Genomic DNA, 17,818 nt, shown 5'->3' with positions numbered 1-17,818 from the left:
CCGGCATTGAGGACTCCCTCATACCACACCGCTGGTGTTGCAATCCTCGCGAGTTGGTGAGGGGGGCATCCGGGCACGTTGTCCGTGCTTGGACACCCTCTCCTTCAGACATCTCTCGACGGCCAGGCCTCCGGCGGGCAAAGGGCCAGAAAAACAACACAGGTCCCCTTGCATCCCCGACCAGGGTGCCCCTGGACCCGGTGGTCGAACTTTGGCGACCACCAATCGGCGAATGCACCCAGTCCGTTGAGCTGACGGCTGAGGGCTCTACCCGTCGGAGAGAGCCACCGGAAGGTCGCGGTCCGCGCTGTCCCGCGCCGCGAAAGCGAGAGCCAGCGTCGTGAGGTTGTTCCGGGCGGAGTTCTCCGGCTCCCGCCCCTCTTCGAGAGCGCACAGCAGTTCGCCCATGGCTCCTTCGAAGCCGTTCTCGAACCACGAGCCTTCGAGGACCGGGGAGGAGGTTCCGCTGGCTGTCGTCAGGCGGACGGTCTGGACCGAGAGGCTGGGGCCTTCCGAAACGATCGTCCCAAGCGAGCCGGCGACGGTGGTCCGGTCGACCTGGCCGTAGGTCGTGGCGGCGTTGAACGACATCCGGACTTCGAAGTCCCGACCGCGGAGAAGCGCGGAGGCGAGAAAGGGAGGCCGCGCCGTCTGGTGGCGGGCCCACGTGGCGGAAGCGGAGACAGTCTCGACGGGCCGACCGCCCAGCAGAGTGGCGGCCATGTCGAACCAGTGGATCCCGAAATCGAAGAGGACGAGGTGCGGCACCTCTTCGAACGGCGTCCCGACCGTCCACGAGTGATCGAATGCGAGCTGGACGTCGATCGTCGCGACGTCGCCGACGAGTCCTCCCTGCACCGCCTTCCGCAGGTAGGCAAAGTGCGGAGCCCAGCGGCCGTTCTGATTGACCGCCAGCCGGACTCCCTGGCGATCCGCGAGGTCCGCCAGCCGGCGGGCCGTCGCGAGGTCTTCGGCAAACGGCTTCTGGCTCAGGACGTGTTTGCCGGCAGCGATCGCGGCCTCGACGACGGGCGCGCGGACCTCCGTCGGGAGCGCGATATCGACCACTTCGACATCGGGATGACGGAACGCCGTCTCCCAGGAGTCGGTGATCGCGGCCTCGGAGAAGAACTGGTCCCGGCGGGCGGCAGCCCGTTCGAGAGAGCGGTTGGCGATGACCCGGACCGGCAGGCCCATCCGGCGATAGGCGGCGAGGTGGAACTCTGTGATTCCCCCTGCCCCGATGAGAGCGATCCCCGGCGAGTACGAACGGGGCCGCGGGGGGCGCCACGCGAGTTCGGGGGCCGCCTGATCCTGAGCATTCGGCACGGCGCTGAGGCCGTAGCCAGACCCTGTCGTCATCCGTCTCTCCTGGGCGGCGGCCGGACGGCGCGCGGCTTCAGGAGAACATACCTGCCGCTACTGAGGAACGGGAGTCGCGATCGTCCGCTGCGGCGGCGAGAAGCGGGCCGGCACGCGGAGAGACTGCCGCTCGCGGCCGTCCTCGATGGCGATCTCCGGCCACGGCCCTTCGGCCAGGGCGACGCCGACGTATTCGAGGAGCGTCCCCTTTTCGAAGTGCATGTTGCGGATGCTGAGGCCGTAGTCGACGAGAGCGTCGTAGTAGTGGCTGTCCGCCGCGGCGAGCCGCCGCTGAGCGTCGAGGACGAGGTTCAGCGGAGCCTTGTCCGCCTCGAAGGCGGCCTGCAGCGCGGAGACGCGGTCCTTGGCGGCCGAACGGCGGTTGTAGACCGTCTGGACGACGCGGAACGCCCGCTCCGTATCGGCCATGGCGTTGCTGAGGTCGTGGACGACCCGCTTTTCCTGCTCGTGGAGGACCGCCTGCTCACGGGCGAGGAGGAACTCAGCGTTTCGCACCGCGGCGTGCCCCTGCCGGTTTCCGAAGGGGAACGACAATTCGCCGCCGAACTGCCATTCCTGGTAGTCGCCGCCGGTCAGGTTCTGATAGGCGGAATTGAACGGGTCGGGACTGCGCTGCGGATCGAGGAGGTCGTCGCCGAGACCGCGGATGCGGTACTGCGCGACGGCGTCGAGCTGCGGCAGGAGGTAGTTTCGGCTGGCAAGCAGCTCCATTTCGCGGCGTTTGACGAGCCACTTCTGGCGGCGGAGCTCGGTCCGCTTCGTCAGGCCTTCGCTGAGCGACATGTCCCAGTCGAAGACGATCATGGCCCGCGGCGGTTCGTCGACCGGGCGGAGCAGAGAGCCATCGGTGACCGGCAGGCCGATGAGATACCGCAGCCGCCGCTCGGCGACCTGAACCCCGGCGGTCGGCCGGAAGGTTCCCCCCGCGGTGCCGTTGTTGGCCCGGGTTCCGTCCGTCAGGCGGCCGGCAAGTGTGTTCTCGACGTCTTCCTGGAAACGGTAGAACTGTTCGCGGGCTTCCGCCTCTTTATCCGCCTCGCCGCCGACCCGTCCCTTTTCCTGGAGGGCCGCGACGCGGCGCCAGGTTTCGAGCGCGGAGTTGCGGGCGGCGATCTTGGCGTCGAGGTCGCGGTAGGCGTAGTAGAGGTCCCAGTAGCCGTTCTCGACTTCGCTGATGAAGTCCCGGCACGCCAGCTCGAAGTCGGCGAGGCTGATGTCGGCGTTGGCCCGGGCGATCAGGACGCCGGTGTAGACGCCGGGAATCCGGCTCGCCCCGGCGATGCGGTTGAAGTCCAGCCCGCCCCCCTTGAGGAGCGACTGGCGGTATTCGAGCTCGAAGTTCGCTTCCCAGGCGGAGTAGAACGCGTTGCCGGGGGCGTTGTTCTCGTCGTATTTGACGTTGTGGCGGACCGAGTATTCGCTGCCGTAGGGGGTCCGCTTGTTGATCTCCGACTGGAAGACCGCCGCATGCTGCCGGAGGATGCGGGTTCCCCCGCCGAAGAAGACGTTATTGAGGGCCCGGTCGTTGTTCTCGTAGAACAGGCTCGTGGCGAACGTCGCGTCGAAGTTCGACATGGCCGCCTGGATCCCGAAGCGGGGGTCGGTCTCGACGACCGCCGGATCCATAGTCGATCTCGTTCCCGCGGGGCTCCGCAGCACGAGTCCGCCGAGGTCGCGGAAGATCTTGGAGTTCTGCAGGGCGACCTGGACCGTCCGCTCGAGGGTCATGTCCTCATACTGGAGCGGATCGTCGAGAGTGAGGCTCAGCGGTCGCCGGGCGGAGTGGTCGGACGGGATCGGCTCGTCCAGTTCCGGGTATTCGACCCGCGTGGCGGCCTCGACGTAGGGGGAGTCAGCCGTTCCCCCGGTCTGGACGATGTCCGCCGCGGAACGGGCGCAGCCCGAGATCTGGAGGATCCCGGCGGCGCAGAACGCGACGAGGGTCGCTCCAAAGCAGGCTGAGCCTGCTGAGCGAATAGCCTGTCCGTCCCTGGAACGACCGAGGTCCATGAAGCATCACGCCCGTCGGAGAAGAGAATCCGCCGCCCCTTGGCAGAAAACTTCGGCAACGCGACCGTCAGGAATGAAGGAAACCTCAGGGCCGGGACAAAACATCCCGTCGAACTCAAGCGTGCGACGTCGTGGATCCCCCAGATTTCACAATTTCGCGATTTCAGGAATATCCCGAACTGGTCTAGGCCGTTCAGTTAGCACTCCGGGCCCTTGTCCCTACAACCGTTAGCTTCCTAACCCGGTCGTCGGGACTTTCGGGAAGGATCCAATCGCCCTCGTTCAGGAGAGAACCTCTGCGCCGATATTCACGGAGGGACTGTCGATCTCATGGATCGGAAACACGGCCTGCGCGCCCCTCGACTACGTCCTGTCGCGAGGATTTTCCTCGTCAAATCCGATCCGGACGCGCAACCAGGAGTCGCCTGGTCATGCGTAGTACGTTGCTGCTGAGTGTCTGGACTGTTCTCGCGTTTGCCCTCCCGGGCACGCTCCGAGCCGACGATTCGGTTTGGATGAGCGACTTTGAGAAGGCGCGGGAAATCGCGACCCAGACCGGCAAACCGCTGCTGGTCCACTTCTATGCGGAGTGGTGTGGTCCCTGTAAGCAGATGGACGCCAAGGTCCTCTACCAGCCCTCGGTGAAGCAGGAGATTCAGCAGCGGGTGGTGGCCGTCAAGCTGGACGTTGACCAGAACCCTAAGCTGGCCAAGCGGTTCGGCGTCGAGAAGCTCCCGACCGACATCATCGTCGAGCCGAGCGGAGCGGGGACGCAGCTGCTGGAATCGCAGGGTTTTCATCCGATGGAGGAATACCGTCGGGAGATTATCGTTCGCGGCGCGAACCGGTATGCCGAAGTGCTGGCTCAGCGGCAGCAGAAGGCGAACCAGGACGCCCTGGCGAAGGCGAACCGTGAATCTCCCAAGGTGGCCCAGATGACGGCGGAGGACCGGCTGATGCTGGGGGGATACTGCCCGGTGACGCTGTGGAAGAACCGTCGCTGGGTGAAGGGAAGCAGCGAGCTGAAGTTTGAGCACCGCGGTCAGGTCTACTACCTCGCGGATGAAGAAGTGCTTAAGGAGTTCAAGGACAATCCTGAGCGGTATGCCCCGCGGTATATGGGGTGCGACCCGATCATGGTGGTCGAGAGCGACCGGGCGATTAAGGGGGATACCCGCTTTGCCGCCTTCTATGACGACGAGCTGTATATCTTCACGAATGAAGACAACCGGAAGAAATTCAAGACGAGCCCGGACAAGTATGCCCGGACGCGGGTGGTGTTCGATGTCCTGGACATCGAATTCGTGACCCGCTGAATTCCGAAGCGAAGAATGCAGCCCGTCGGAGCCTTGGTTCCGGCGGGCTTTTTCGTTGGCGTCCCGAACTTCTTCCCTCTCCTCCTACCTCTGTGCCTCTCCGTGCCCTCGGTGTTTCAATCTCTGGATTTTGAAACACCGAGGAACACAGAGAGAATCGCGGCGGTCGGGAATTGGACCGCCGCGCCGGTGCTGTCGCGCGGCCTGTTGAATTCAAATTGACTCGCTTCCCTCCCCTCTCGCGATGAACCACCATAGGGGCCGCGCCGCTTGGGCCCCGGTCTGCCACCGGAAGCACGACGGCGTTTCGCGTTCCCGAATTGGTGTGAGCGTTCATGAAGTCGGTGCTGATTATCCCGGATGGCTGCGCAGACGAACCCCAGCCGGAGCTCGGCGGTTTGACACCGCTCCAAGCCGCTTCCGTCCCGAACATGGACGAGATCGCCCGCCATGGGATGACCGGCCTCACCGACAACGTCCCCGAGTCCCTCCCCTCCGGGAGCGACGTCGGCACGATGAGCCTCTTCGGTTACGACCCGCTCGTCTTCCACACCGGCCGGGCGCCGCTTGAAGCGGCCGCGCAGGGGATCGCCCTCGGACCGGACGACTGGGCCATCCGCTGCAATCTCGTCACGGTCGAGAACGGCCGGATGAAGAGTTTCACCTCGGGGCAGATCTCGAACAGCGACGGTGCCGCCCTCATCACCGAGATGCAGAAGGCCTGCTGCGGCGACGAGTACTGGAAATTCCACGCCGGCGTCAGCTACCGCAATCTCCTGCTCTACCGGCCTCGCGACCGGAAGGCCCCGTTCTCGGACGACACCCACACCGTCGCGCCGCACGACATCACCGATCAGGCGGTCGCCGAGCACCTTCCGATGGGGAGCGGCGCCTGCGACCTACGGGCGCTGATGGAGAAGAGTCAGAAGATCTTCGCTGAATCGCCGGTCAACGCGGCCCGGATCGCCCGCGGCGACCTTCCTGCCACGCAGATCTGGCTCTGGGGACAGGGGAAGGCGCCGTCGCTGACGCCGTTCAAGGAGCGGTACGGCGTTCAGGGGGCAGTCATTACTGCGGTGGACCTGCTCCGCGGGATTGGGCGGCTCCTCGGGTGGAGCGTCGTCGAAGTTCCGGGGGCGACGGGATACCTCGACACCGACTATGCCGCCAAGGGGCGGCATGCGATCCAGACGCTCCAGGCCGGAGCGGACTTCGTCGTCGTGCATGTCGAGGCGACCGACGAGGCCTCTCATGAGGGGCATGTGAGAGAGAAGGTGAAGGCGCTCGAGGAGATCGACCAGAAGATCGTCGGTCCCGTCCACGAGTATCTCCGGCAGCAGGGGGACTATCGGATTCTGGTGTCGCCGGACCATCCGACGTTCCTGCGGACGAAGACGCATAGCCACGGGTTTGTGCCGTTTACGATGTGCGGGCGGGGCTTTGGTCATAATGGCGCGCGGACGTACGACGAAGTTGCGGCGGCCGGGACGGGGGATGTCCTGATTCACGGTCACGACCTGATGGGCCGCTTCTTCGCCTGAGCAGTCACAAGGCCCTACCACCGGGTCCAGGGGCACCCTGGTGGGGGATGCAAGGGGGCCACGCCCCCTTGCCCGCCGGAGGCTGTCTCGTCGGGAGCTGTCTGAAGGAGATCGTGTCCAAACGCGGACACCGTGTCGTATGCCCCCTCACCAACCCGCGGGGATTACGTCGCAGGCGGTGTATTTTGAGGGAGTTCTCAACGCTGGCTCCACGAAGGGGACATCCGTTGTCTACCACGGTTCCTCACGGAAGTGCCTCCGGCGGCAAGGGGGTGAGACCCCCTTGACCCCAGGCTGCCGTGGCACGTTGGGTTTGAGCTATCGAGTCGTGCCGGCAAGAACGCGATCCGGGCGGTATCACGCATCCCGATGAACCGTCGCCGGTGAGAACGCCGGAAGACAAACCGCAATGTACTCCGCCCCGCCCGCCTCGGGACTGCTGTACCGCACCCACTCACCGCCATTCGTGATCACCGCCTCACCCGCCCGGACATCGAGCGTTCCCCCGCGATGCTCCACACGGAGACATCCCTTCAGGACCACCGTGTACTCGTCAAACTCCGGCGTCTGCCCCGGCTCACTCCAACCCTGAGGACTCACCATCCGGGCCACGCTGACGGAGTCCGTGGCGGAATTGACCCGCCCCACGAACTCTTCGATCGTCTTCGGCGGCGTTCCGGCGGCTTCGATTCGGGTCGGCTTCGGGATGTGACGCGGCATGCTGCAGATCCTCTTGAGGAAACGGTGGCCGAACGGTACTTCATCCGGCGTCCCGCGAGTAACCGACAAACGCCTTCCGGATTCACAGCACCGCCGCACAGGAACGAACGAGGGAGCGCATCGTGAAGACCGTATTCTGTGTGGCCTACGGCGGCGGCCACATCACCATCGTCGATCTCGTCTGCCGGGAACTGGCACAACGAGGTGACCTCCGCTTCCGGATCCTAGCCCTCACGGCCGCCTATGCCCAGGTGGTCGACCGCTACCCGGCCGGGACGGTGCGGAGGATCAGCGACTACCTGCCCCTCTTCGACGACCGCCTCGACGAGGTCCTCGACCACGGCCGGCGACTGGCCGCCGAACACCACAATCCGAAGGGGCCGGTCCCGCGGATCGAGTCGATCGCCTACCTGGGGCTCTCGTATTCGGATCTCGTCCGCGACCTCGGGCCGGAGGGGGCCGCAGAGCGATACCGGGAGCGGGCAAGGCAGGCGTTCCTGCCCGTCGAGACCCTGCGGCGGATCCTCGAGAGCGAACAGGCCGACATCGTCCTGTCGACGACCTCTCCCCGGTGCGAGCAGGCGGCGATCCGGGCGGGGAATGCACTCGGACTCCAGACAGTCCAGATCCTCGACCTCTTCGGCGAGCTCTATCCCCTCCCCGAAGCGCGGCATGTCGTCACCTCGGATGACGACTCGATCGCGACTCTGCAGGCCCAGGGGATCACGAGCTGCCGGTTCCACAACCTCGGACAGCCGGTGTTCGACGATACCGCCCGGCGGACCGCGGCGATCGACGGGGACGCGCTCCGGACCCGATTAGCGATCCCTCACGGCGCCCCGGTCGTCCTGATGGCAACCACTCCCCCCTGCCGGTTCCGCGACGATTTCTCCATCCACAGCTCCATCCCGCACGAGACGATCGGCCCCCAGATCTTCGGTGCCCTGGATGCCATTCATCGGGAGCGCGGGGCCGCGGTCCTGCTGCGACATCACCCGAACGAGCGGCTGGAGGACTATGCCCCGTGGCTCGCGGCCCACCCGCACATTCGGCCGATCAATGCCGCGCTCGATCTGTGCGAGTCGCTGGCGATCGCGGACGTCGTCGTCACCTCTTACTCCACGATCGCCGTCCAGGCCGAAGCGTGCGGCAAGCCGGCGGTGACCTATAACCACCTCCGCGGGGACCGCTTCCCCCTCCCCCGAGTCATGCGGCCCCCGTATCACTTTGCCGCAGATCTCAGCGAGTTGCAGTCTCGGATCGCGACCGCGCTCGATTCCGCCTCCCATCGACAGGCGACTGGAGCGGGAGATCGCGATTCCGCCCGCAGGATCTGCGACCTCCTGGCGAGTCTGTAGCGATCCGAATCAGGCCCGATGCATCACAGCGCCGTCTCCCGTTTGACCGTCTCTTCAGGTGCGGCTGACCGTCCCCTTCCCCTGTCACCGCCAACCTGAATCCGCGAGCACCGCGGCGACACTTCGGCGCGTTTCCGGTGTTCGAAAGGAGATTGCGAAAAGAGCCGTTGTCGGTCTTGCCCCTCATCCGAAAGGAGTGGTATGACGCGCCGCGGCCAGGATGGAGTGACGGAGTTGGTGATGGCCGAAGAGATGGACAACACGCTCAAGGTGACGCGGTTCCCCGCCGCCCCGGGAGAGCTGCGGAGTCCCAACTGCTTTCTGATTGGCGGAATTCGCTGCGCGACGACCTGGCTCTACGCGACGCTGGCGGAGCTCCCGGAGGTGGCGGTCTCGCTGGTCGAGAAGGAAACGCACTTCTTCAACACCCATTTCGACCTCGGCCTGGAGTGGTATCGGAACCAGTTCCCCCGCGACTCCCGCGCCCGCTGGGTCTTGGACGCGACGCCAAGCTATCTCGGTTCCCCCGAAGTCCCCTCGCGGATCCAGGAGTACTGCCCGGACGCGCGGCTCATTGCCATCCTTCGAAGCCCGGTCGAGCGGGCCTACAGCGACTACTGCCGCCGCCTCAACCACGGCGAGCTCACCCCGTCCATCGCGGACGAGCTGACGATCGACTCCCCGATGGTTCAGCACGGCCTCTACTACGAGCATCTCCAGCGGTACCTCGAACACTTCCCGCGCGAGCAGATCCTGGTCCTCCTCTACGATGACCTGCTGGCCGATCCGGTCTCGTTCTTTAATCAGGTCCGGGAATTCCTCGGGATCTCCAGCACGCTTCCAGAGTCGAAGCTCCGGGGGCGGGTCAACGAGACCAAGCCCCTCAAACGCTGGCCCTTTGTCCATCAGGTGCTCCGGTCGGGGTACCACACGATGCTTCACTGGCCCCTGCTCGGCCCGATGGCCCTCCGGCTGCGGCGCGGGAACTACCTGTGGGCCTACCACCGGCTCAACCAGGATCGATTCGCAGACTACCCGCCCCTCCCCGAGCCGCTCCGGCTGCGTCTGGAGGACTACTACCGCGACGACCTGCAGGCCCTCTCCGTGTGGCTGGGACGAGACCTGAGCCCCTGGATGGCTCCAGTCGCTTCCGAAGCGTAGCGCCGTCGGATTAAACACCAAGACACCAAGGGGGGCACCAAGAACACCAAGGATTTCAGCAGACGTCAAACCTTGGTGTTCTTGGTGAAGTCTTTGTGCCTTGGTGTTTAACTCCTTCTCTATCCGCAGTCGGAACCTGGGCCGGAACCTCGTGTTGCCCGATTTTCGGGATTTCGAGTACCGTCCCCGGGCCCTTCCGGCCGGTCAATGGCGATCCGGACCGGAGAGGCGTCTCGAGTGCCGCGTGAGCCGGCCTCGACGGTTCCGGATCACGACAGCAGCAAAGGTCACGGCGTGGGAATTCGCATCATTCCCCGGCTCGACATCAAGGGTCCCAACCTGGTGAAGGGGATTCACCTGGAGGGGCTGCGCGTCCTCGGAAAACCCGAACAGTTCGCCCGCTACTACTACGACCAGGGGGCCGACGAGCTGTTCTACATGGACGCCGTCGCCAGCCTCTACGAGCGGAACGGCCTCGCCGAAATCATTCGCCGGACCGCTGAGGAAATCCGCATTCCGCTCACCGTCGGCGGCGGCATCCGGAGCGTCGACGACGTCCGGCAGGCACTCCGCTGCGGGGCTGACAAAGTCGCAATCAACACCGCCGCGATCGCCCGACCGGCGATGATCCGCGAGGCGGCCGAGAGCTTCGGATCGTCGACGATCATCGTCTCGATCGAAGCGATCCGACACCCCGACGGGCGCTGGTACGCCTACACCGACTGCGGCCGGAACGAGACCGGCCGCGACGCAATCGAATGGGCCGCCGAGGCGATCGATCTCGGCGCCGGCGAGCTGGTCGTCACCTCCGTCGACCGCGAGGGAACCGGAAAAGGCTACGACATCGAGCTGACCCGCCGGATCGCCGAGTCCGCTCCGATCCCGGTCATCGCCTGCGGCGGGGCCGGCCAGAAGGAACACGTGCAGCAGGTCATCGAAGAGGGGCGGGCCGACGCCGTCAGCCTCGCCTCGTCCCTGCACTACCACTTCCTGAGCCAGTACGATGCCCTCGCCGAGGACTACCGCGGCGAAGGGAATACCGAGTTTCTCCGCAAGCAGGGGGGCGGCTCGGCGGCCGCGGCGAAGCACCTGTCGTGCTTCTCCCTCCCCGAACTGAAATCGTTCCTGACGTCGAACGGAATCGACTGTCGCTGCCTCGAATACGCCTAAGCTCCGGCCGGGCCGGAGGACACGGATGTCCGAACACCACTCACCGCGCGTTGCTCTCGTCGACTTCGGCCTCGGGAACCTCCACAGCGTTCTCCGGGCCTGCGAAGGGGCCGGCCTCTCGGCCGCCATCACGGACAAGAAGGCCGACGTCCTGGCGGCCGACGCCGTCCTGCTCCCCGGCGTCGGGGCCTTCGGCGACGCGATGAAAAATCTCAAAGCGGCCGACCTCGTCGGGCCGCTGCGGGCTCTCCACGCCGCCGGCCGGCCGATCATCGGCATCTGCCTCGGCCTCCAGCTCCTGATGCAGGAGAGCGAAGAGTTCGGCCACCACGCGGGCCTCGGCCTGATCGAGGGGACCGTGGTCCGCTTCCGCTCCCCCCGCGACGCTGCCCACCGCGAGCTCAAGGTCCCGCACGTCTCCTGGAGCCGGGTCCAGCGCCCCCGCCCCTCCGTCGCGAAGACCGCCGATCCCTGGTCCGGCACGCCGCTCGACGGCCTGCGGGACGGGACGCACATGTACTTCGTTCACTCGTACTACGTCTGCCCGACCGATCCGCGGGTCCGGCTCTCGATGACGCAGTATGGGGACGTCGAGTTCTGCTCGAGCGTCCGGTCGGGAAACACGATCGCCTTCCAGTTCCACCCGGAAAAGAGCGGCGCCGAGGGGCAGCGGATCTACCGCCAGATCGCTTCGTTCATTGAACAGTGCCGGTTGCACAAGGACGTCAAGAATGCCTGCTGAGAAGCTTGAAGCCTACTACGGCCTCCCGCACGAGGTCCGCTACTGCCGCCGCTGCGTCATGTCGAACCAGCGTCCGGCCTCGACCCCCGAGTTCAAGAACACGCCGGACCGCAAGATCCGGACGATGAACTTCGATGACCACGGCGTGTGCGACTCCTGCCGCTACGCCGACGTCAAGGAGGCGATCGACTGGAAGGTCCGCGAGGAACAGCTCCTGGCCCTCCTCGACAAGCACCGCAGCAAGGATGGCTCGTACGACTGCATCGTCCCCGGCAGCGGCGGCAAGGACAGCTGCGTCCAGGCGCACGTCCTCAAGTACAAGTACGGGATGCACCCGCTGACGGTCACCTGGCCGCCAATCCTCTATACGGATATCGGCTGGAAGAACTTCCGCGCGTGGCTCGACGTCGGCGGCTTCGACAACCTGTCGTTCAACCAGAACGGCAAGGTCATGCGGCTCCTGACGCGGCTCTCCATCGAGAACCTCCTGCACCCGTTCCAGACCTTCATCCTCGGTCAGAAGAACCTGGGGCCGAAGCTGGCCCTCAAGTACGGCATTCCCCTCGTCTTCTACGGCGAGAACGAAGCGGAGTACGGCAACCCGATCGCCGACAACAACGCCTCGCTGCGGGACAAGGCGTTCCACTCGATGCAGAACTTCGACGAGATCCGTCTCGCCGGTCTGCCGATCCGCCAGATTATGAGCGAGCACAACGTCGACCTCGCCGACCTCAAGGCGTACCTGCCGGCCGAAGCGTCGGACTACGACCGCTGCCCGGTCGAAGTCCATTACCTCGGCTATTACCTCAAGTGGACGCCGCAGGAGGCGTACTACTACGCGGTCGAGAACACGGGCTTCGAAGCGAATCCGTTCCGGACCGAGGGGACCTACAGCAAGTACAACAGCCTCGACGACAAGATCGACGGCTTTCACTACTACACGACGTACATCAAGTTCGGCATCGGCCGCACGACGTACGACGCCGCCCAGGAGATCCGCAACCGCCACCTGACCCGCGAAGACGGCGTGGCCCTGGTGAAGCGGTTCGACGGCGAGTTCCCGAAGAAGTATTTCCAGGAGGTCATGGACTACATCGGCCTCGCCCCGGAGCGGTTCCTGGAGCTGTGCGACAAGTTCCGCTCGCCGCACCTGTGGAAGCAGGAAGGTGGCGAATGGAAGCTCCGCCACCCGATCTGGCAAGAAGAACAGGCCCTTCGCGCCGCTGCGTGATCCGACACTCTGTTCTCCGAACTCTTATCTGTGTCCATCTGTGTTTATCTGTGGCTGATTCAGAATGGTTTTTAGCCACAGATGAACACAGATCAACACGGATAGGAGGGGAGTCACGGCGTTCCGAGGAGCCGCTTCGTTTCTTCGAGGAGGAACTTCGTGTCGACGAAGGGCTCCGCGGAGATGTCCTGCCAGCGGACGAGGCCGTCCGCGTCGATCAGGAAGCTCCCGTGGAGCGGCTGGGACTCGAAGTCGTCGTAGCAGCGGTAGGTCTTGAAGACGTCGAGCGAGCTGTTCGAGACGAGCGGGAACGGGAACTCGCTGCCGTAGCTCTTGCAGGCGAGCTGAAGACTGGCTGGATCGTCGGTTCCGATGGCGATGAGGCCGACGCCCCACTTCTCGAACTCCTCTTCGGCGGCGGCGAACTTCTGGAGCTGCTCGACGCAGTGCAGGCAGCCGTGCCCCAGATAGAACAGGACCACGACCGGACGTCCGCGGTAGGAGGCAAGCGACCGGACCGTGCCGCGGTGATCGGCGAGTTCCCACGACGGCGCCGGTGACGGGCTCCAGTGCGCGGGCCCGAGGGTGTCGAGGGGCGGGCGTTCGCCGAGGTCCTTAGCCGGTTCGAGCGCCACGCGCCAGTCCTCTGCGGCGCCGAGGTCGGCGAGGAACGGGCGGAGCCGTCCGAAGAGCGGCGTGTCGAGCGCCGCCATCGACGAGATCGCCTTGAGCTCATCAAACGCCTTGCGGGCCTCGTCCTTCTTGCCGGCCAGTGAGAGCGCCTCGACCTGCCGGACGAGCGGGATCGTCTCCTTCGGATTGTCGGCGACGTTCTTGCGGGCGGTTTCGATCCCCTTCTCCGTCTGGCCAGCGCGGACCTGCAGGACCGCCAGCAGCCCCTTGTCGGCCCGGCCGGACTTCTCGAAGGCGGTCAAGGCATCGCCGTAGGCCCGGTGTGCGAGATGGAGCTGTCCCTTGAGTTCATACAGGAACGGCTGCAGGGCGCTGATCTTACCGTCGAACTTCCCAGCGGCCGCCTGCCCCGCTTTCTCGATCTCCTCCGACTTCTTGTTCGCCTTGGCCGCCTCGTCTTTGGCCTTCTGGACCGCGGCGTCCCGCTCGTCGCGGAGCTTGCGTTCGGCCTCGATGAAGTCGGTCAGGATCGCCGAGCCCCGCAGCCCGTCGCCGGTCTGGAAGGCGGCCGCGGCAATCAGCGACTGGCGGCGGCGCTCGTCCGCCTCCTTGGCGACCGGCTCCAGGTATCGCGTCGACTCCAGTCGCAGGACCTCCGAACCCATCTCGAACTGCTGGAGGACGTCGTAGAGCCGGACACGGCCGAAGAAGGCGCTCGAGCCGCCGTCGTCGATCGTGTTCCACTTCGGATGCCGCGGCAGGTCGATCATGTTCTTGGCCAGCGCCACGGCGGCATGCGCGTCGCCGTTATGGATCAGGTTCCGGATCAGCCACTCGTTGTTGTGGGCGAAGTTGTGGATCTGATCGGGAAGCAGCCCGGCCCGCATCATGTGGGCATGGTCGACACGCGCGCTCGCCTCCTGCTGCCAGGCGGCGTCGTGGTAGCGGTGCAGCTTCGAATAGGTGTGGCCGGGCATGTGCCACATGTGGGCGATTCCCGGCGCGGACGGCCCCCCCATAGCAGCGGACTTGAGGGCCCGCTTGGCCTCCTTCTCGTCCCACAAGTGGATGACGTAGTGGTGGCAGGGGTGCATCGGACTGGCGGCGATGACCTCCTGCAGGAGGGCGTTGAGCGCCGTCGGACTGTGCATCGGCAGCCCCTTGGTCCGGCTCTGCCAGAGATGCAGGGCAAGGAAGGCCTTCGCTTCCAGGTCGTCCGGGAACTCGGAGACAATCTTCTCGAAGCTGTCGGCCAGTTTCTGCCGCCGCTCCCGCTCCTTCTCCTTCTTCTGCTCCGCGGTCAGCTTCTCGGGCGGCTTCTTGTCGGCCGGTTTCGCGGACTCGGCGGTTTCGGACTTCGTCTCCTTGGCCCCGTCCTTCGCTGTTTCGTCCTTTTTGGCGTCCTCTTTCTTCTCCGCCGACTTGGCCTCCGGCGAGCTCTTGAGGAACTCGCTCAGCCCGTCGATGTAGAGCTGTTCCCGCCGCGACGCCTTCTCCCGCCGCTTCACCGCCTCGGCGATGAAGCCGGCGGCGCGCTTGGCGTTCTCGGTGTTCGCCATCGCCATCCCCCAGTAGGCGATGGCACAGTCCGGATCGAGCATCGCCGCCTGACGGAACGACCGCTCCGCTTCCAGGTACCAGAACCCGTGAAGCTGCGCGACCCCCTGGTTCACAAAGGCCTGGACATCGGCGACCGCCGAGGTCGCCGGAAACGAAACCGTCCCGCTCGTCCCGAGCAGCGTCCCCTTCTGCCGCGGCCCTTCGTCGAAGACCTCGCCGTGGTACGAGTGCCCCGGCAGGGGGCCGTTCGGAGTCGACGTCTCCGCGGCGGCCGCGGTGGGAGCCGTGTCCGGCTTCTTCGCATCGTCCGCCAGACCGAACCGGCTCCCCGCGGCCAGACCCAGGAGACTCCAGGCGCACACCGCGGGAATCTGTCGCCGAACGGACCGGAACTGCATGCGTCTGACTCCCCTGAGAGACCGCGCCGGAGATCGGATTTTCCCGAATCCCCGCACGGATCACCCGTTGAGCATGCCCCACCCCATCCGAAAAGTCCAATGGATCGCAGGTTTCGGACCGAGTTTGGAACGGACCGCCGGATTACAAGACCGGCGTTGAGGACTCCCTCACGCTGTACAATTCCCGCGGGTTGGTAAGGGGGCATGCGACACGGTGTCCACGCTTGGATACGTGCTCCTTCAGACATCTCTCGACGGCCAAGCCTCCGGCGGGCAAGAGGGAGTTGCCCCCTTGCATCCCCCACCAGGGTGCCCCTGGACCCAGCTGGATCCCACCGTTTCCAGCAATTCGCCTTGTGCGGGACGTTCCGAACAGAGCGAGCATTCCCACAGATCTCCGGCCGAATCCCCCGGTCCCACCAAAGATTTCGTTGAAGAGGGTTTCCCGGGCACGATAACATCCACTGAGCCACGCCGCCCTTGCGCCGTTTCGTGCGCAGTCGGTCCGCCCGTCTCCCCCTGTTTCATCCGTCCGTCGCAGGCACGAGGTATCGGTCATGATGTTCAAGCGAAGCGTTCTCTTCGGACTGGCCCTGCTGACAAGCATGGCTTCGGCCGGCGCGGGCGAATTCAAGAAGCCGATCACCAAGCCCAAGTACGACCCCTCGGCCGAAAAGGTCGAGCTGTTTGACGGCATCGAGAGCAAGTCGCTCGACGTCGTCATGCGTCCCCAGAACGAGTTCGTCGGCAACGTGTTCATCAAGAACAACACCGACAAGCCGATCACCGTTGTCCTTCCCGACGCCGTCGTCGGCATCCAGGTCCACCCGCAGTTCGGCGGTGGAGGCATGGGCGGCGGCGGAATGGGCGGGATGGGTGGCGGAGGAATGGGCGGAATGGGCGGCGGCGGTCAGCAGGCAATGGGCGGCGGAATGGGCGGCGGTATGGGTGGAATGGGCGGCGGTGGAATGGGAGGCATGGGCGGCGGCGGAATGGGTGGGGGATTCTTCTCGATTCCCGCTGCTGAGACCGTCAAGGTCCAGATGAACTCGGTCTGCCTCGAGCATGGCAAGAAGAACCCGACGGCCCGCTCGACCTATCGCCTGGTCCCCGTTGAGCAGTTCAGCGACAAGCCGGAACTCAAAGTCCTCTGCTCGGCCATCGGCACGGGCAAGCTCGATCGCAATGTCGCCCAGGCGGCCGCGTGGCACCTTTCCAGCAACATGAGCTGGGATCAGCTCGCCAGCAAGATGTTCGACCGCGCTGCCGCGGCCGACGTCCCCTACTTCACCCGCGATCAGCTGGTGGCGGCCCATCAGCTCGTCCAGGGAGCCCAGGCCCGGGCCAAGGAGCTCGCCGCTCAGACTCAGGAAACGCCGGCCAGCACCGTGGAAACCCGGTCGCCCGGCAACAGCAACTGAGCTTCAGAAATCGACTGAATCGCCCAATCCCCCTGAGTCTCTCAGGGGGATTTTTGTTGCGCCAGGTCCCACCCGGAAGCCACGAAGACGTATCCATCCGTCCACGGCGCGAGCGAAAACCCTTCGGGTTGTGACGATCGTCGCTCTTCCGGTAATCTTCGCCGCTCTCTGCGGACGATCTGCGGAATGGATTCCTTCCACGTAGGGGAGCGTCCGGCCTGAAGTCACTGCCGACGGATCCCGGACCAGCACGCCATCGGGCGAGCAGGTCCAGCGGCCCGAAGCGGCGAGACACGGCGAGGACGCCTCAACGGATCGACATGATGTCCCATCCGTCTCGGTGTGCGCTGTTCCTGTGTTGCCTGTTCGGCACGTTTCCGATGGTCCTGCCGCGCTCTGCGGCGGCCGTGGAACCGCCGGCCGGACTCGCCACGCCGTCGGCCTCCCCCTCCCTCTTGCGTCTCACGTTCGTCGATCCCGGCAACCCGGTTCCGACCGTCCCGGCCCTCGACATCCGTCATAACGGCGACGTTTTCCTGAGCACCGACGGACGCCGGGTGACTCCCGCAGGCGGCCTGACCGACGCTGAGCTTCGCAGCCTGGCGGCCGAGCTGACGGAGCGGCACGGACTGCTCCAGATCTCGACGCCGATCCTCTGGCAGGAGATTGAATCGTCCGCCCGGACGACTGGCCTCCGCCCGGACGTCGCGGGTGCCGCGACGACCGTGATCGAAGTCCAGAGCGGAGAATTCCGGCATCGCGTCGAGTGTCCCGCGGTCGGCCTCCTGGCGCGCCGTTATCCCCAGATCGCCGACCTCCAGCGACTGGCCGCGATCCAGACCCGTCTTCAGAACGTCATGGCGGTACAGCAGGTGGGCGGCGGGGCTGCCGCCGATCTGCTGGCCCATGAAGGGACCACGCAGCTCCGCCAGAGCGATCCGCAGGCCGCTCCGTTCTCCTCCCGCGAGATTGCGATGGTCCGGACCCTCTCGGACGGCTCGCAGTTCGTCCAGTTCTTCCGCGACGCCCGGCCGCAGCCGGTGATCGTCACGCTGACCCGGTTTCCCGAGTCCGGACCACGGGTGTCGGTCCTGAACGGAGCCGCGGAGTTGCGATAGAGGACACTTGCCACTCCGTCGTCAAGAACCGGGTCCAGGAGCACCCTGGTGGGGGA

13 protein-coding genes are annotated in these 17,818 nt (G+C 65.5%); 9 read left to right on the top strand and 4 right to left on the bottom strand.

The window, feature by feature from the left end; translation table 11 throughout:
- Positions 1–267: 267 nt before the first annotated feature.
- Positions 268–1,362, bottom strand: a complete 1,095-nt coding sequence (locus VT03_RS25840) for a Gfo/Idh/MocA family protein (protein WP_075095672.1) — start codon at positions 1,360–1,362, stop codon at positions 268–270.
- Positions 1,363–1,419: 57 nt separating this feature from the next.
- Positions 1,420–3,393, bottom strand: coding sequence for a TolC family protein (locus tag VT03_RS25835; protein ID WP_075095671.1), 1,974 nt, complete (start codon positions 3,391–3,393; stop codon positions 1,420–1,422).
- Positions 3,394–3,824: 431 nt separating this feature from the next.
- Between VT03_RS25835 and VT03_RS25830 the strand changes: the two genes are divergently transcribed.
- Together VT03_RS25830 and VT03_RS25825 are read left to right on the top strand one after the other, a co-directional pair.
- Positions 3,825–4,709 (top strand): thioredoxin domain-containing protein, encoded by an 885-nt coding sequence (locus tag VT03_RS25830; RefSeq protein WP_082846545.1) that lies wholly within the window; start codon positions 3,825–3,827, stop codon positions 4,707–4,709.
- 335 nt (positions 4,710–5,044) lie between these two features.
- Entirely contained in the window at positions 5,045–6,250 is a 1,206-nt protein-coding gene (locus VT03_RS25825) for a cofactor-independent phosphoglycerate mutase (protein ID WP_075095669.1), read from the top strand.
- Positions 6,251–6,607: 357 nt separating this feature from the next.
- Here VT03_RS25825 and VT03_RS25820 read toward each other — a convergent pair whose 3' ends face one another.
- Entirely contained in the window at positions 6,608–6,970 is a 363-nt protein-coding gene (locus tag VT03_RS25820; protein WP_075095668.1) for a cupin domain-containing protein, read from the bottom strand.
- A 122-nt stretch (positions 6,971–7,092) separates the two neighbouring features.
- Between VT03_RS25820 and VT03_RS25815 the strand changes: the two genes are divergently transcribed.
- The 5 genes from VT03_RS25815 (at position 7,093) to VT03_RS25795 (ending at position 12,632) form a co-directional block, all read left to right on the top strand.
- Positions 7,093–8,328 (top strand): CDP-glycerol glycerophosphotransferase family protein, encoded by a 1,236-nt coding sequence (locus VT03_RS25815; protein ID WP_156514756.1) that lies wholly within the window; start codon positions 7,093–7,095, stop codon positions 8,326–8,328.
- A gap of 201 nt (positions 8,329–8,529) precedes the next feature.
- A complete protein-coding gene (locus VT03_RS25810; protein WP_075095666.1) occupies positions 8,530–9,489 on the top strand; it encodes a sulfotransferase family protein in 960 nt (319 codons plus the stop codon).
- Positions 9,490–9,726: 237 nt separating this feature from the next.
- Positions 9,727–10,659 (top strand): imidazole glycerol phosphate synthase subunit HisF, encoded by a 933-nt coding sequence (gene hisF, locus VT03_RS25805; protein WP_197489084.1) that lies wholly within the window; start codon positions 9,727–9,729, stop codon positions 10,657–10,659.
- Between the two features lie 25 nt (positions 10,660–10,684).
- The gene (hisH, locus tag VT03_RS25800) at positions 10,685–11,401 is read left to right on the top strand and encodes an imidazole glycerol phosphate synthase subunit HisH (RefSeq protein WP_075095665.1); all 717 of its coding nucleotides are present in this window, start codon (positions 10,685–10,687) and stop codon (positions 11,399–11,401) included.
- Positions 11,391–12,632, top strand: a complete 1,242-nt coding sequence (locus VT03_RS25795; protein ID WP_075095664.1) for an N-acetyl sugar amidotransferase — start codon at positions 11,391–11,393, stop codon at positions 12,630–12,632. Before hisH ends, VT03_RS25795 begins: the two co-directional genes overlap by 11 nt.
- 113 nt (positions 12,633–12,745) lie before the next feature.
- Here VT03_RS25795 and VT03_RS25790 read toward each other — a convergent pair whose 3' ends face one another.
- On the bottom strand, positions 12,746–15,223 hold the full coding sequence (locus VT03_RS25790) for a peroxiredoxin family protein (RefSeq protein WP_075095663.1): 2,478 nt from the start codon (positions 15,221–15,223) through the stop codon (positions 12,746–12,748).
- A gap of 557 nt (positions 15,224–15,780) precedes the next feature.
- On the opposite strand from VT03_RS25790, the gene VT03_RS34365 reads away from it, so the two are divergent.
- Positions 15,781–16,644: a hypothetical protein gene (locus VT03_RS34365; protein WP_197489083.1), complete on the top strand. Its 864-nt coding sequence runs from the start codon at positions 15,781–15,783 to the stop codon at positions 16,642–16,644.
- Positions 16,645–16,967: 323 nt separating this feature from the next.
- Positions 16,968–17,762: a hypothetical protein gene (locus VT03_RS25775; protein ID WP_156514754.1), complete on the top strand. Its 795-nt coding sequence runs from the start codon at positions 16,968–16,970 to the stop codon at positions 17,760–17,762.
- Positions 17,763–17,818: the final 56 nt, after the last annotated feature.

Source organism: Planctomyces sp. SH-PL14 (genome assembly GCF_001610835.1).
GTDB lineage: Bacteria > Planctomycetota > Planctomycetia > Planctomycetales > Planctomycetaceae > Planctomyces_A.
This window is presented reverse-complemented; position numbering and strand designations above follow the sequence as displayed.